This window comes from Erysipelothrix aquatica (genome assembly GCF_009828775.2).
GTDB classification, from domain to species: Bacteria; Bacillota_I; Bacilli_A; order Erysipelotrichales; family Erysipelotrichaceae; genus Erysipelothrix; species Erysipelothrix aquatica.
Window position 1 is genome coordinate 1 of record NZ_WTSY02000043.1, and the last position, 11451, is coordinate 11451.

Annotated in this window: 16 protein-coding genes and 5 tRNA genes; 9 read left to right on the top strand and 12 right to left on the bottom strand. The window is 35.4% G+C overall.

Going from position 1 to position 11451, the window contains the following annotated elements:
- Window positions 1-200 precede the first annotated feature (200 nt).
- The 12 genes from GVV20_RS09675 to GVV20_RS09730 form a co-directional block, all read right to left on the bottom strand.
- A complete protein-coding gene (locus GVV20_RS09675; protein WP_159741266.1) occupies window positions 201-785 on the bottom strand; it encodes a hypothetical protein in 585 nt (194 codons plus the stop codon).
- 16 nt (window positions 786-801) lie between these two features.
- A complete protein-coding gene (locus tag GVV20_RS09680; RefSeq protein WP_159741267.1) occupies window positions 802-1431 on the bottom strand; it encodes a hypothetical protein in 630 nt (209 codons plus the stop codon).
- An 18-nt stretch (window positions 1432-1449) separates the two neighbouring features.
- Window positions 1450-1695 carry a hypothetical protein gene (locus GVV20_RS09685; protein WP_159741268.1) on the bottom strand — a complete coding sequence of 82 codons (246 nt, stop codon included), beginning with the start codon at window positions 1693-1695 and terminating at the stop codon, window positions 1450-1452.
- A 16-nt stretch (window positions 1696-1711) separates the two neighbouring features.
- Window positions 1712-1990, bottom strand: coding sequence for a hypothetical protein (locus GVV20_RS09690; protein ID WP_159741269.1), 279 nt, complete (start codon window positions 1988-1990; stop codon window positions 1712-1714).
- On the bottom strand, window positions 1971-2267 hold the full coding sequence (locus GVV20_RS09695) for a hypothetical protein (protein WP_159741270.1): 297 nt from the start codon (window positions 2265-2267) through the stop codon (window positions 1971-1973). The genes GVV20_RS09690 and GVV20_RS09695 overlap by 20 nt, the downstream gene beginning before the upstream one ends.
- Before the next feature lie 39 nt (window positions 2268-2306).
- Complete coding sequence (locus GVV20_RS09700; RefSeq protein ID WP_159741271.1) at window positions 2307-2675, bottom strand: hypothetical protein; 369 nt, start codon at window positions 2673-2675, stop codon at window positions 2307-2309.
- On the bottom strand, window positions 2665-3381 hold the full coding sequence (locus tag GVV20_RS09705) for a ParB/RepB/Spo0J family partition protein (protein WP_159741272.1): 717 nt from the start codon (window positions 3379-3381) through the stop codon (window positions 2665-2667). The genes GVV20_RS09700 and GVV20_RS09705 overlap by 11 nt, the downstream gene beginning before the upstream one ends.
- Window positions 3381-4256, bottom strand: a complete 876-nt coding sequence (locus tag GVV20_RS09710; RefSeq protein WP_159741273.1) for a ParA family protein — start codon at window positions 4254-4256, stop codon at window positions 3381-3383. Before GVV20_RS09710 ends, GVV20_RS09705 begins: the two co-directional genes overlap by 1 nt.
- A gap of 35 nt (window positions 4257-4291) precedes the next feature.
- Window positions 4292-5557, bottom strand: a complete 1266-nt coding sequence (locus GVV20_RS09715; protein ID WP_159741274.1) for a hypothetical protein — start codon at window positions 5555-5557, stop codon at window positions 4292-4294.
- Between the two features lie 417 nt (window positions 5558-5974).
- Complete coding sequence (locus GVV20_RS09720; RefSeq protein ID WP_159741275.1) at window positions 5975-6205, bottom strand: hypothetical protein; 231 nt, start codon at window positions 6203-6205, stop codon at window positions 5975-5977.
- A gap of 63 nt (window positions 6206-6268) precedes the next feature.
- Window positions 6269-6343 (bottom strand) — tRNA-Gln (locus GVV20_RS09725).
- A 187-nt stretch (window positions 6344-6530) separates the two neighbouring features.
- Window positions 6531-7631 carry an ABC transporter ATP-binding protein gene (locus GVV20_RS09730; protein WP_159636050.1) on the bottom strand — a complete coding sequence of 367 codons (1101 nt, stop codon included), beginning with the start codon at window positions 7629-7631 and terminating at the stop codon, window positions 6531-6533.
- A 102-nt stretch (window positions 7632-7733) separates the two neighbouring features.
- Here GVV20_RS09730 and GVV20_RS09735 point away from each other — a divergent pair, with 102 nt between their 5' ends.
- From GVV20_RS09735 to GVV20_RS09775, 9 genes are all read left to right on the top strand, one after another.
- A complete protein-coding gene (locus GVV20_RS09735) occupies window positions 7734-8561 on the top strand; it encodes a helix-turn-helix domain-containing protein (protein WP_159741276.1) in 828 nt (275 codons plus the stop codon).
- Window positions 8562-8665: 104 nt separating this feature from the next.
- Window positions 8666-9640: a phosphate acetyltransferase gene (gene pta, locus GVV20_RS09740; RefSeq protein WP_159741277.1), complete on the top strand. Its 975-nt coding sequence runs from the start codon at window positions 8666-8668 to the stop codon at window positions 9638-9640.
- A 178-nt stretch (window positions 9641-9818) separates the two neighbouring features.
- A tRNA-Val gene (locus tag GVV20_RS09745) sits at window positions 9819-9894 on the top strand.
- A 1-nt stretch (window position 9895) separates the two neighbouring features.
- Window positions 9896-9971: transfer RNA gene (locus GVV20_RS09750), tRNA-Thr, on the top strand.
- Window positions 9972-9975: 4 nt separating this feature from the next.
- Window positions 9976-10051: transfer RNA gene (locus GVV20_RS09755), tRNA-Lys, on the top strand.
- Between the two features lie 17 nt (window positions 10052-10068).
- Window positions 10069-10142, top strand: a tRNA-Gly gene (locus GVV20_RS09760).
- 141 nt (window positions 10143-10283) lie between these two features.
- Window positions 10284-10577 carry a hypothetical protein gene (locus tag GVV20_RS09765; RefSeq protein WP_159741664.1) on the top strand — a complete coding sequence of 98 codons (294 nt, stop codon included), beginning with the start codon at window positions 10284-10286 and terminating at the stop codon, window positions 10575-10577.
- Between the two features lie 266 nt (window positions 10578-10843).
- Window positions 10844-11086 (top strand): hypothetical protein, encoded by a 243-nt coding sequence (locus GVV20_RS09770; protein WP_159741663.1) that lies wholly within the window; start codon window positions 10844-10846, stop codon window positions 11084-11086.
- Entirely contained in the window at window positions 11071-11298 is a 228-nt protein-coding gene (locus tag GVV20_RS09775) for a hypothetical protein (protein WP_159741662.1), read from the top strand. The genes GVV20_RS09770 and GVV20_RS09775 overlap by 16 nt, the downstream gene beginning before the upstream one ends.
- The last annotated feature ends 153 nt before the right edge of the window (window positions 11299-11451 follow it).

Consider the following 11451-nt stretch of genomic DNA (forward strand, 5'->3'; position numbering starts at 1 on the left):
CTTAAAGAATATACCGTTCAGTATCATTCCTAATATGAATACTGAAGCACTCAATACTAATTCCATATTTTCTCCTTTTTACAATAGAAAAGGTGCTAAACGTTTTAGTTAAGCACCTCATATTTTGATATCTAAATATCAACCTGTTACGGCTGGTACCTATAGTATACCATTTAGATAGGTGCAATTATTCTCTCTTTTCAACGATGTAAGCGATTACTTTGAGAAACATTATGTGATATTGTTAGTTTCAAACAATTCTCCCTGTATTTAATATATTCTAATGAGCCTTGTCGACCTGTAAGACACCAAACATATGCAACAACATTCTTTACATCTTCTAGTTCTCTATAGTATTTCTTATTATTAAGATCTAATTCAGCTATTATTGTTGACACTCTTTTTTTCAAGATATATTTTAGCCAAAAGAGTTCTCTTTGTTTCCGAAGAAGTACTCCTTCATTGAACTCATCGACTAAGAATTTAATCATTCTTTCATCTTCTTCAAGTTTATCCTGAATATAAGATATCTTTGTTTCTTCTGTAACGTTCCCACTGCCTTCAGGCATTGATATATACCACTTACCACTTGAACCAAGATAATCTTCCACTCTTTTTGCATGAACAAATACAATGTACTTATTCTGATCCAAGTACAACTGACCTTTAAATTGTGCTTCATAAAGATATTCAATAAATTTGTTCAGTCCTTGTTCTTGTGTTATTTCCCCATAGTCTACCTTGTTCATTATTTCTGTTATTTGATACTCACTTAATAAGTCCATTACACACACACCCCTTTCAATCGTCTGATTTACTTTCCCCATTGACCACTGTATTTATATATTCTTGCATTTCATTCAATCGCTTCCACTCAGTTAGTTCATCATCTGTATTTTCACGTATATAGCCGTCTATCCATGTATTTTCCCAAAGAATTTCCAATCTATTGAAGATCATGCCCTCAATTCTTTCAATTACATTTAAATCGTTTTGCTTATTTAATAAATACTCTTTAATATCTAAAGATTCTAAAAATTCGAATTCCTCATCAAGTGTATTTACCTGTTCTATCGGTATCGTTATGCTATTTCTTACCTCATCACAAATTTTAACTGCTTCGCGAATCTGTTTTCTTTTTTCCAGATAGCCCTGATAGCTGTATACGAGACGTACTTCACATGTCGTTTCTAAAAGCCATCCTAAATCTATCTCCCATCCACACGCATCATTTTCTGCTAGAGCCATATGAGCGTAAAAATCTTGTGGTATTGCAATTAGTCCATCATCTTTACTTTCAACTATGAGTGCTGTAAAAGCCCCTGAAGGGAGTCCGCAGAGTCTCTCATGTGATATTACTTGAATAATATCCCCATGTTGCAATGTCGTTTCAAATTCGTGTGATTCTTCAAAGTCTAATAACTTATTCATATGTTCTCCTTTATTAATCTATCGGTATGACTTTGGCTTCAACATTCCGATTCTAATCATCGTTGATACAAGCAAGTCATAGTCTTTTTCATAGATGACTATTTTGTATATTTGTGTTAAAGCAGTTTCTTTGCTAATTGGGATTTTTTCAACAATCGTGACGGCCTTTTCGATTTCTTTAAGTTCAAAATCGTGGAATACGAACCCTTGTTCCTTCTTTTTTCTAAAGCTGTTAAAGAACTTCATATATTTATTGCTATTCATACCATTGCTCTACTTTCTATTCGTATTGTTTGTTTAAATGATTGATCATCAATTGCAATTCTTCACTCGAGAAGTCGAACTCATCCAGTTTCTTGTTGAACACTACTATTGCGATTTTTAACAATGAAGCCAACTCAACATCGTTATGTTTTAACAATACTTTTAAGGCATCATCAGAGCGGTGCTCATTGTTCGCTACGTACATATCTACATTTCTTAACAGTAACCGCAAGTCCACATCATGCTCGTGATTGGATAGAATTCTTTGAGCTTGTCTATTTATCTTTGTCTTCATGCTCATTCCTTTCTATTCGCGATTTAAACTTACCTTGTAATACATTTATAAAGTACATGGCTGCAATCCATAGGATATATAGGGCAATGATTATCCAAAAACCAGGTTGTCTCAGGAGCATCCAGATGAATGAAATTGCACCATCAATGATGTTTGTTGCAAATAGTATATTTTTTGAATAGAAGAACCAGACCAGACCAATTGCAGGTAATAGAATCAACAGTAAGCCTACTAGCTTCAGTAAAATATATATAGTATTGTTGGATGCTTTTTTCATATCTCTTCCTCCTGAGGTAACATGGCAATGATTGCCATGTTACAAATTATTCCGTTCTTCTTTCAATACATTCACGATGTAATTATCGGTATACGTATCTTGTGATTGAGTACCATCTTCAAATATTCGTCTAGTACTTGCATTTTGCCACCGTTGTGCGACTTCTTCAGTTCGCCAGTTCTTAAATGACACTAATACTTCCACTCTTAGAAACTTAATATGTTTCAAGGTAAATACAGAGACTCTAGTATTGAATTTCCCACTCGAATAAACGCACTTCCAATTTTTCGGGTCTTCAACAAATGTCAGTCTTTCTTCATCATTACGAAACTTGATGGATTGTTCATGGCCAAAGTAAAGTTGTTGTTCTTTGTCCATGAGTTCCTTTGCTTTTTTCTTATCGGCCATACGTTCTCACCAAACTATCGAGATCATTAATTCGACTTGCGATTTTCTCATTTGTTTCATCTGAGAGTAATTCTTGGTTGTCGCAAATCCATTCATACAGTTTAATTAGTTGTTTAATTTTCTTATCTGCCTCTTTCTCAATATCAAACTCTTTTTCGGGCTTATCTTGTTGTATGTTTTCTGCTTGTAGTGCTTTTACATTCCCTGATAAGTAGTTTTGAATTTGACGCGGTGATAGTTTTCGATACATCCGTAATGAGATCCAATCACGCTTAAGTGTTCCTGAAGGAATAGCTCCTTCTTCTTTCTTCAAGTCATAGACTTTCGATAGTAACTGGATCCGTGTATCAAGGAACTGCTCTGATTGAAGTCTTGTTTCATTGGATGCGTCAATCTCTAATAACTCTTCAGCTTCTGTTTCTGGCTTGTCCTCTACAATGACTTCTATGGATGTAATACCAATTTGTTTGCAAGCTCTATATCTACGTTCTCCTGAGAGTAAACGGTACTTATTATTTGATACTTGATAGACACGCGGTTTTTCTTTTAATCCGTCCTCTTTAATGTATTGTGCTAATTCATCAATATCTTCAATAGGTGCATTATTCAATGGATTCACTTCAATTTGATTTAACTGCAGTTTAATGGTTTCACTGCTTGCGAATGATTTGGTTTCTTCATTCATCATTTCTGTAAGTATACTCATTATGCTTCGCTCCATTCTTTACTTAAGTAATCGACAACTTCTTTGTAATCGAGTCCTACGTTTAGTTTCGGGTCATTTATTACGGCTTTGTTTTCATATCCTGATTGAGTAATTGCTTTTGCCTGCATACGCACTGTAGGCACGATTGGTTTGATGACATCATTGCTAATTCTCGATAATGCAGCGATTCTATCGCGATCAGTATTGTTTCGGTTTACCATTGTGAACAGTGGTCGAATGGGGATATGTAATCGATAACTGTTAGCAATTGCGATGAGTTCTCTGATAGTCATTAATAGGCCCTTTTCTGCGCCCTTATCAATCTTGATTGGTGCGATTATTTCGTCAACAACATTAATTACATTGATTGTGAGTGTATTGATGATTGGTGGACAGTCAATGAATATAAAATCATACTGGCCATCTAAACCATCAATGATATTGAATAACCTTAAGTGCATCGCTTCGTTACCATTTCGGATTGCTTTCTCAACGTTCGCAAGTTCAAGACGTGATGGAATGATATGAAGATTATCAAATTTAGTTTTGTACGTTGTTGTAAGTGCTGGATTTTCAAGCATTTGGTCTAGGAATATTTCTTTCTTTTCGTAGTTTGATAGTTCATCAAGTAGTGCGTCCAACTGCTTAGTATTCCTATTTCCGATTGCATCAATCACGTCTTCATTCAAGAATATTTCTTCTTGTCTAATATCTAATAAAACATCTGTAGAGTTTGCTTGTGGATCCATGTCAATGAGTAATACTTTATATCCTAGGAATGCGAAACCCGCTGCTAAATTTACACTGGTTGTCGTTTTTCCTACGCCACCTTTCATATTCAGTAATGCAATTATTTTAGTTAATGTTGTTTTCATATTGCTACCTTTCGTGAGCGTCTCGCTCTTTGTGGCTAATAAGCCAATAATGGTTTGTATTTTTTGAGTGTTTCGTTGATTTCCAATTTGAATTTGTCTCGTAACTCTCGAATATTTGGAATAACTTCTTCATTGGGCGCAAACATGATTTTCCTTGGTTCACCATCTAATGATGTATACTCCCATTTGTTAAATATCTGATTGTATTTTTTAAATAAATCTCTTAAAGAGTTACTTAGTGCAGTAGGCGGATTATCAAAGTCGATGTATCTGTGGCCATTCCATGAATCTGGCTCATGGTTCTTCCAGTTATCAATATCATCACTCATCAATTCATGGATGACATGTTTGATAAAGTATTGAAGTGACGCGATTTCTCGATACTTGATGTTTTTCCATTCTGCAGCGTTTCTATTCACTTTTATGAACTCTCTATCTTTGGTAGAGTGAGCATCTGTCATAAATCGTTCAAACTCTAAGTGTTTTCTGGCCATCAACTCACTCATTTCAGGATTTTTAGCTCTTATTGATTCGATATCACTATTTGCGGCCATTAAATCAATGTCATAACTCATTGGCTTAAGTTTGAATTTCAACATAGGCTCAGTACGTCTTAGGACAGAATAGAATACTGCTACAAATGCATCTCGCCATCTCTTTGCAGAAGTTTTCCAGCTCTCTGCAAATATTCTTGTCTTTGTTTGACGCCATCCGTTTAACATTCTTGGGTTTCCATCCTTATCGAGTTGGATATCCCCTTTTTCATGTAATAGTACGCCACCTGGTGTATCTGCTTTACAACGTTTACCATTCTTTTGCCAGTAATCACTTTCATAAACACGCGCTTCATCTTTGACATATTCACGATCACATATCCATAAGTGGATGTATGTTTGGTTACCATTCTTTGAAGTGGTTGCAAAGTATGGTAAGTTCTCTTCTCCATAACAAACTTGCTTGATAAATTCATGAATGATTTTAACCTGAAGGTTTAATCCATAGTTTTTACCGATGTGAATTAAAAAGTAAGAACCATAACGCTTTTGATGTTTCTTATTTGTTGTTGTTTTTTTATATTTCATGCAGTTGATGTTTTTAACATCTGAAGTCTTCAGGTAAGAATCAACTAGATCATCAATCAACATACCATCATGTTTACTCTTCATAAGGTAACGTTTATTAGATGCATGCATTCTCGCTATTTCAGTCTTAAGATTTCGAACATTTTCAACCTTGTACCAAACGTCAAAACCAAAGTGATACCAGTCGTTCGATTCAAATTTATGATTTGTATAACTCATTGATTTCCTCCAGTAAATTAATTAAAAACTTTCTAACAAAAGGATTGACACGCCTTTTGTTCGCGACATAATATGCGTTAGCATATTTATAAATAAAATGTCTTGAATACCTTAGAGTCTTTTAAAGATAAGAACCTTCTTAAAGTACTTATTGACTTTGAGTAAATGCTTTCTACAATATAACCACAAGTAAGTAAACTAACTTGTTTTTTTTGTTTGTTTAATTTGATTTGCGACAAATAATGTCGTATACTATAAGCGAAAGCAGGTGCCCAAAAAGCGCGTGTTTAAAACTACAATTTGTAACTTCTGTTTAAAAGCAGCAAGGTGCTAGTTGTGAGTCTTACTTCAGTACGCCAATACTTTTGTAAGATGTAAATTTGAACTGTGACGTTCAGGAGCCTTCGGGCTCTTTTTTTATTTGTTACCATATCTTTGTTCGAGTTCTGCTAATGAAATATCAAAACTCTCTAGGATTATGTCAAAATTGTCTGTTCTAATAAATTGAACTTTACGATCCAGCATGTCCTGAATGCTTTGTCGGTTTAGTCGAACTTTCTTAGAAAAAGAATTAACGGATGTAAAACCCTTACTATACTCTTCTTCTAATAGTCGTGTTGCTAACTCTACACTGGATATTCTGACCATATACACCTTCCTTTCTAAACAAAAAAAACTAGGTTCCACAGAACCTAGTTTGTTATCTATATATGGCTGGGCCACCTGGGATCGAACCAGGGAATGTCAGAGTCAAAGTCTGATGCCTTACCGCTTGGCTATGGCCCAATATATTGAGTGCTTTCAAGGCTAATCCCTTGATTGCTTACTCATTATATCATACGACATGTACAATGCAAGCCTAAAATACAAAAATTATTATAATTTAGATTAGACCCACTTAACACACGATTTTCTACTACATAAAGTATGTTTATTAGGAAGAAAAGTGGTGAATAAGTCACCACTTTTACAATTATTTAATGACGATTTCTGTCTCTGGATCGAAGAAGTGTGCTTTGTTGATGTTGAATGATAATTCAACTTCTTGATCAGCTTTATAAGTTTGGTTTACACCAACTTTTGCGATAAACTCATGACCACCAACAGATGCGTGAAGCATTGTCTCAGCACCCAATAATTCAGATACAACTACTTTTGCTTTAACAACTGAATCAGGGTTTGATTCAAGAACTAACAACTCATCATGAATATCTTCTGGACGAATTCCAAACACGACAGGTTTTCCTTCATATCCTTTTTCTTTAAGAAGTTTTAGTTTTCCTTCAGGAATGCGGAGGTTTAAGCCATGGCATTCAATATGGTCATTTTCAACAACACAGTGGAAGAAGTTCATTGCAGGAGATCCAATGAAACCAGCAACAAACATGTTAGCAGGTGTGTTGTAGACTTCCTTTGGTGTACCGACTTGTTGCACAAATCCAGACTTCATGATTACGATACGGTCTGCCATTGTCATCGCTTCCGTTTGGTCATGGGTAACATAAACTGTTGTAGTTTGAAGACGGTGGTGTAGTTTTGTGATTTCAGCACGCATCGCTACACGTAATTTTGCATCCAAGTTACTCAATGGCTCATCCATCAAGAATACTTGTGCATCACGAACAATTGCACGTCCTAACGCAACACGTTGACGCTCTCCACCAGATAATGCTGATGGTTTACGATCCAAGTATGTATCAAGACCTAGAATTTCAGCTGCATTTTTTACAGCTTTATCAATTTCATCTTTTGGCGTCTTACGAATTTTCAGACCAAAAGCCATGTTATCATAAACTGTCATATGTGGATAAAGTGCGTAGTTTTGGAAAACCATCGCAATATCACGATCTTTTGGTTCAACATCATTTACAAGACGATCTCCAATATAGAGTTCCCCTTCTGTAATATCTTCAAGACCAGCAATCATACGTAGAGTAGTTGATTTACCACATCCTGAAGGTCCAACAAAGACGATAAACTCTTTGTCTTCAACCTCTAAATTAAAATCTGTTACTGAGTAATTAGGGTTTTTATCATATTTTTTATGAATCCCTTTTAATGAAATACTTGCCATTGGAAAGTCCTCCTAAATTGTAATTCAATTATAATATAGCGGTTACATTTATGATATAGTATTTATGACCAATGATTTTGTGCAATGTGCAAGGAGACGATTATGGACTTCAAACAGTTAAAAGCTTTATATCCAATTGGAACAATTCAAAAGCATAAAAGCAATCTTACCTCAGTTCTATCCTTATATAATGGTTACGAATATTTTGTCTTACCGAAAGATTTACTGAGCAATAGTGAGATTCAATTATTACAATCACTAACAATTCGACAAGAACGTTCCTCACCGTGGTATGACTTTTTATATCATCAAATCCTGTCATCACAATTTGAATCAAAATACTTTCAAGTAATACATTTCATGGTTGAGAACCTACACGATAGCTATGACCTTTGGCTTGAATCGTTTACATCCTTTATACCCAATATCGAAGAAGCATTTTTTGTCGATGAACGGTATGGTATCTGCATTGTGAATTCACCGATTGTAAGTTCAGAACTTATTGAAGGGTCTATAGCTACATTGGACGATGATTTTGGTACTAAAACATCCTTATTTATTGGGATCAATGCACCAGCGGATAATTCATTCCCTTATATTTATAACGAAGAACGTGCAATTTTCACTTCGAACTATCAGAGCCAAAAAGTTCAATCTTTTAAATCTTTATACATTCGTCACTACTTGAAATCAAGTCTTGTTGATTCCACCTATGTTCAAATTATCAAACACCAAATCTACAGTTTTGAAGATATGGAAACACTCATTCGAACAATGTGGAATGAACAAGGAAATATAACATCTACAGCACAAGCACTTTTCGTTCATCGAAATACACTTAATTACCGCATCGATAAATTCTATGAATTAACTGGACTTCAGCTTCGAAAGCTGGACGATTTATTGCTCTGTTACTTAATAATTCATTAAAAGAACACTAATTGTGTTCTTTTTTTGCATATCTTTGGCATAACTATAATATAGAACTTTCATCGTGCTATAATAAAAAGGTTATAGGAGGATTATTGATTCATATGGATTTATTTGAAGGACTTAAATCAAAAATTAAGGGACGCGATATTAAAGTTGTCTTCCCTGAAGGTACAGACGCACGTATCATCGGAGCTGCTGTCCGTTTAGCGTCTGATGGATTACTACACCCAATTGTATTAGGTGATCCAGCAGAAATCGCAAAAATTGCTGAAGAAAAAGGATTTATGGTAGAGCGTTTGGAGATCATCAACCCTGAAACTTATTCAGAAAAAGATGCAATGGTAGATGCATTAGTAGAGCGTCGTAATGGCAAACTTGCACGCGAAGATGCATTTAACTGGATCAAAGATGTTAACTATTTTGGTACAATGTTAACATACATGGGCCTAGCTGATGCTATGGTCAGTGGTGCAGTTCACTCAACAGGTGACACTGTCCGTCCTGCATTACAAATTATCAAAACAAAACCCGGTGTCTCACGTACAAGTGGAGCATTCATTATGTCAAAACGTAATGAAACATACCTATTCTCTGATTGTGCAATTAACATCAACCCATCAGCTCAAGAATTAGCTGAAATTGCTGTTGAATCAGCACGTACAGCCGAATTGTTCGGAATTGACCCTATTGTTGCAATGATGAGTTTCTCAACAAAAGGATCAGCATCAAGTCCAGATGTTGAAAAAGTTATCGAAGCAACACGTATCGCTAAAGAACTTGGACCTGAATTCAAGATTGATGGTGAGTTGCAATTTGATGCTGCATTCGTTCCAACAGTTGCTGAACTAAAAGCACCGGAATCAGATGTAGCTGGACAAGCAAAAGTATTTGTTTTCCCAGAAATTCAATCAGGAAACATCGGATACAAAATTGCACAACGTCTTGGTGGATTCGAAGCTATTGGACCAATCTTACAAGGTTTAAACAAACCAGTTTCTGACCTTTCACGCGGATGTGTTGAAGAAGATGTTTACAAATTGGCAATCATCACTGCAGCACAAACCTTGCTTTCATAATTCAACCAAATATTACATAAAACTATCTGTATTCAGATAGTTTTTTATTTGCTTAAACGCACTTAAATAGCCGTAATTTTGCATTTTATAAATTAAATCAAAATAATTCATATTTACTGTTGACTATCCTTAGGGGGTCATGGTATATTATTAAGGCGTTAAGGAAACAAGACGTCATGGAGGATTAGCTCAGTTGGGAGAGCATCTGCCTTACAAGCAGAGGGTCAGCGGTTCGAGCCCGTTATCCTCCACCATGCCGACTTAGCTCAATTGGTAGAGCAACTGATTTGTAATCAGTAGGTTGGGGGTTCAAGTCCTCTAGTCGGCACCATGTTGTCCCGTTAGCTCAGTCGGTAGAGCAACTGACTTTTAATCAGTGGGTCGTAGGTTCGAATCCTACACGGGACACCATTTCATATTATAAGAATGCGGGTGTAGTTTAATGGTAAAACTCCAGCCTTCCAAGCTGGCTACGGGAGTTCGATTCTCCTCACCCGCTCCATGCACATCATATACAACGCCTGAAGGTAGAAATATCCACTACTTCAGGCGTTTTTTACGTTTTCAAGTTGAAACCAGTCGAACATTTTAGAAAGTTCGACTGGATAAAGTGGAAGTTTATGAGTGAAAGGAGGAGCTCATTATGAAAAGTTTGACCCTTTACGATAAATACATAGTGAATGACTCAAATTACATTAACGATATCATCTCTTATTATGATTCTTCGTTTAATACGTTAACTTTCGTATCTGGTTTACACAAGAACACGATTTCAAATCTTGCTGAAACATTGAAGATTTCAATATGGACCTTTGAACAGATCGATACGCCTTTGAACGCAAGTATAATCGACATCTTGCTTTATGATTGCGAGACAGACTTTGAAAGATTGATAAAGAATCGCGAAAGGGCCTTTAAAGGAAACAAGAACAATTAAAATATCGACTACAAAACTGGATAAAAAAAGCCGCATGGCTCCACCTAACAATCTCTATCCTTAATTATAACAAGATGCCTGCAAGCATCAAAGTGTAATACGAGTCATATCAAAATGAATAGTATTCAATTCAAATTAATTATATACGTTTGATTGATGTTCTAAGTGCACGTACTTTTAACATATAATTCATCAAATATTTCTATAAAAAGAAATCGAAATCGCTTAAATAGCGATTATTTTACAGTTTGGAAGGGTTTGATGTAATGGTAACACCGCAAGATTTCTTAAGTGACCTTCACGCGCGTCATGATTCAGTCGCACATGGTCATATTTTTGGTTATTTAAATGACTCTGATAAGCTGGTTAGCCAAGCACTACCTGTAGATGAGTTCATCAAATACGGAGCTTTACTAGCAAGTATCAATTATGACGACAAGTACTGTAGTATCAACATTGTAAAAAATGTGACCGTAGAATTAATGAAACTGACATGGAACCACAAATAAACCAATACATGGTTGCAAAGATTGCTGCTGCATCGAATGAAATGCTGTATAATCGTCTCGTTAGGGAGATGAAGCGATTCGATGGTCAATATCTTTCTCTGGAGAACCTTTACATTAAAGAGGACATAAGTAAAAAATCATTCAACATTGAGGTTAAAGAGCTTAATTTAAAAAGAAAAACTGTCTTCATGAAATTTCCAAGAATACCTTAGCTGAAATTGATTGGTTCTCACTCAAGAGTTCGAAACAGCTTTCGTTGATGAGAAAATACATTTCAAAATTTACGTCGATATGGAAAGTAAAATAATTGTAGAAATAGAGTCTAATGAACATAGGTAGATTTTACATAGGAATTAAATATCACC

Bases quoted from the DNA above. Each gene is read 5' to 3' on its own strand.
- GVV20_RS09720 (WP_159741275.1), bottom strand. From the start codon at position 6,205: ATGGTCAGAATATCCAGTGTAGAGTTAGCAACACGACTATTAGAAGAA.
- GVV20_RS09765 (WP_159741664.1), top strand. From the start codon at position 10,284: ATGAAAAGTTTGACCCTTTACGATAAATACATAGTGAATGACTCAAAT.
- GVV20_RS09770 (WP_159741663.1), top strand. From the start codon at position 10,844: ATGGTAACACCGCAAGATTTCTTAAGTGACCTTCACGCGCGTCATGAT.
- GVV20_RS09730 (WP_159636050.1), bottom strand. From the start codon at position 7,631: ATGGCAAGTATTTCATTAAAAGGGATTCATAAAAAATATGATAAAAAC.
- GVV20_RS09775 (WP_159741662.1), top strand. From the start codon at position 11,071: ATGGAACCACAAATAAACCAATACATGGTTGCAAAGATTGCTGCTGCA.
- GVV20_RS09695 (WP_159741270.1), bottom strand. From the start codon at position 2,267: ATGAAAAAAGCATCCAACAATACTATATATATTTTACTGAAGCTAGTA.
- GVV20_RS09715 (WP_159741274.1), bottom strand. From the start codon at position 5,557: ATGAGTTATACAAATCATAAATTTGAATCGAACGACTGGTATCACTTT.
- GVV20_RS09685 (WP_159741268.1), bottom strand. From the start codon at position 1,695: ATGAATAGCAATAAATATATGAAGTTCTTTAACAGCTTTAGAAAAAAG.
- GVV20_RS09710 (WP_159741273.1), bottom strand. From the start codon at position 4,256: ATGAAAACAACATTAACTAAAATAATTGCATTACTGAATATGAAAGGT.
- GVV20_RS09700 (WP_159741271.1), bottom strand. From the start codon at position 2,675: ATGGCCGATAAGAAAAAAGCAAAGGAACTCATGGACAAAGAACAACAA.
- GVV20_RS09675 (WP_159741266.1), bottom strand. From the start codon at position 785: ATGGACTTATTAAGTGAGTATCAAATAACAGAAATAATGAACAAGGTA.
- GVV20_RS09690 (WP_159741269.1), bottom strand. From the start codon at position 1,990: ATGAAGACAAAGATAAATAGACAAGCTCAAAGAATTCTATCCAATCAC.
- GVV20_RS09705 (WP_159741272.1), bottom strand. From the start codon at position 3,381: ATGAGTATACTTACAGAAATGATGAATGAAGAAACCAAATCATTCGCA.
- GVV20_RS09735 (WP_159741276.1), top strand. From the start codon at position 7,734: ATGGACTTCAAACAGTTAAAAGCTTTATATCCAATTGGAACAATTCAA.
- pta (WP_159741277.1), top strand. From the start codon at position 8,666: ATGGATTTATTTGAAGGACTTAAATCAAAAATTAAGGGACGCGATATT.
- GVV20_RS09680 (WP_159741267.1), bottom strand. From the start codon at position 1,431: ATGAATAAGTTATTAGACTTTGAAGAATCACACGAATTTGAAACGACA.